Origin of the sequence: Achromobacter sp. (assembly GCF_036567245.1) — a bacterium.
Lineage (GTDB): Bacteria > Pseudomonadota > Gammaproteobacteria > Burkholderiales > Burkholderiaceae_B > Achromobacter.
In genome coordinates, this window is record NZ_DATCUY010000682.1 from 1 (window position 1) to 2,037 (window position 2,037).

Genomic DNA, 2,037 nt, shown 5'->3' on the forward strand with positions numbered 1-2,037 from the left:
CGGTGGCCGCATCAGCGGGCGCCGAGCCGGCGGCGGGGGCCAGGGAGGCCGAAGTTGGCGCCGAGTCTGCGGATGCCGCCGCAGATGTCCCGGAAGAAGCAACAGCAGACCTCGCAGCGGATGTTCCAGCAGGCGCGGCCGCCATGGCGCGCGCCTGCGCGATATTCGATTGGATCTGCCGCGCCGCTTCCGAGTCCGGCGGCAACTGAGCTTGCAGGCGTTCCCAGTGCGCCAGCGCCTCGGCCGCGTCGCCGCGGCGCAGCGCCATCATGCCGGCCAAGGCCAGGGCCTTGGGTTGGTCCGGCTGCGCGGCCAGCGCTTGCGCCACCGCCGCGATGGAGGCCTCGTCGGGATTGCCCTGGTTGGCTGAAAGCAGCGCGTCGGCCAGATCGGCCAGGACCGCGGGCTGCCCCGGCACCAGGCGTAGCACCTGTTGATAGGCGGCTACCGCGTCGGTGTAGCGCCCCAGGGTTTCATACGAGCGTGCCAGCACATACCAGCCATCGGTATCATCAGGCGACGCCCGCAGCCGCTGGGCCAGCGCATTGATGGCCAGTGTCATGTCGTTGGCGGTTTCCGCGGCGTGCGGTTCGGCCTGCTGGCCCGGCCCGGCGCTGGCCGCCGCGCGCGGATTGCCCAGATGGCCGTACAGCAACACGGCGGCCACCGGGATCAGCACGGTCAGCAGGCAGGCGGCCACGATTCCTGCGCGCTGCCCGGCCCAGGATATGCTGCGGGCCTGCCGCAATTCCAGGTCTTGCAGCAGGTCGCGCTGCAGTTCATCCTCCGCCCGCGTCCAGGCGGAGGCGGTGAGGCTGCCGTTGTTGAGGTCGCGTTGCAGCTGTTCGCGCTGCGCGCGATAGAAATCGCGCACGTTGGCTTCGGAGGCGGATTCCGCGGCTGGGACGCGGCGCAGCAAGGGCGGGATCAGGCAGAGCAGCGTCGCCAGCAACAGGAGCACCACGATGAGCCAGAGCGACGTCATGATCCGGTATCCAGGTAGCGGGCGGCACGCTCGCGTTCGTCGGCGGTCAGGGGAGGGCGCACGCCGGCGCGGCGCTTCAAGGTGCGCAACAGCACGAAGAAGCCCAGCGCCAGCAGGGCGAACGGCCCCAGCCACAGCAGCCAGGTGATGGGTTTGAACGGCGGGTCATAGCGTACGAAGTCGCCATAACGGTCTTCGAAAAAGCGCATGATCTGCGCGTCGCTGCGGCCAGCGGCCAATTGGTCGCGGATCAGTTTGCGCATGTCCTGGGCCAATGGCGCGTTCGACTCGGCCAGGGTCTGGTTCTGGCACACCAGGCAGCGCAGTCCGTGAGCCAGCTTGTCGGCGCGTTGTTCCAGGACAGGTGGCAAGGGCTGTGCGCCGGCAGCGTGGACTTGGGCGCGCGCGGCGGCGGGCAGGGCCAGCACAAGAGCGCAGAGCCCAGCGCGGAACAGGATGCCGAGCCTGGCCCGGCGCGGGTCGTGCAACAGGCGGCAAAGCAGGGCAGACAGCCGGATCATCGCAGCGCCTCTATCGTGGGCTGGATGCGGTCGCGCCAGATCTCGGGCGTGATCAGGCCCAGCTGCTTGTAGCGGATGCGGCCGTCGCGGTCGATCACGAAGGTCTCGGGCACGCCGTAGACGCCGTACTCGATGCCGACGCGGCCGTCGACGTCGCTGGCGGACGCGATGTAGGGATTGCCATTGCGCGCCAGCCAGGCTTCGGCGTCTTCCGGCTTGTCCTTGTAGTTCAAGCCATACAGCGGAATGCCGTGGCGGCTGGCGACCTCGCGCAGCACGGGCAGTTCGTCCTTGCAGGGCCCGCACCAGGACGCCCATACGTTCAGCAGCCATACCTGGCCGCGCAGCGACTGCACCTCCAGCTTCTGGCCGGGCGTCAGCAGCACAGGCAGGCCGATGGCGGGGGCAGGCTTGTCTATCATGGCCGAGGGCACGGCCCGCGGGTCGCGCGACAGCCCCATTGCCAGGAATACGGCCATTGCCAGAAACGCGGCCAGCGGCACCAGGTAGCGCAGCATCACGCGCCCTCCC

General features: G+C 69.3%; 3 protein-coding genes. All 3 read right to left on the reverse strand.

Annotated elements, in window-relative coordinates; translation table 11 throughout:
• A partial coding sequence (gene ccmI, locus VIR09_RS29280) for a c-type cytochrome biogenesis protein CcmI (RefSeq protein ID WP_332016060.1) occupies positions 1–985 on the reverse strand: 985 nt, incomplete at its 3' end.
• A complete protein-coding gene (locus VIR09_RS29285; RefSeq protein WP_332016061.1) occupies positions 982–1,506 on the reverse strand; it encodes a cytochrome c-type biogenesis protein in 525 nt (174 codons plus the stop codon). The genes ccmI and VIR09_RS29285, both read right to left, overlap by 4 nt.
• Positions 1,503–2,024: a DsbE family thiol:disulfide interchange protein gene (locus tag VIR09_RS29290; protein WP_332016062.1), complete on the reverse strand. Its 522-nt coding sequence runs from the start codon at positions 2,022–2,024 to the stop codon at positions 1,503–1,505. The genes VIR09_RS29285 and VIR09_RS29290 overlap by 4 nt, the downstream gene beginning before the upstream one ends.
• Positions 2,025–2,037 lie beyond the last annotated feature (13 nt).

Coding starts and splice junctions, on each gene's coding strand:
- VIR09_RS29285 (WP_332016061.1), bottom strand. CDS start 1,506: ATGATCCGGCTGTCTGCCCTGCTTTGCCGCCTGTTGCACGACCCGCGC.
- VIR09_RS29290 (WP_332016062.1), bottom strand. CDS start 2,024: ATGCTGCGCTACCTGGTGCCGCTGGCCGCGTTTCTGGCAATGGCCGTA.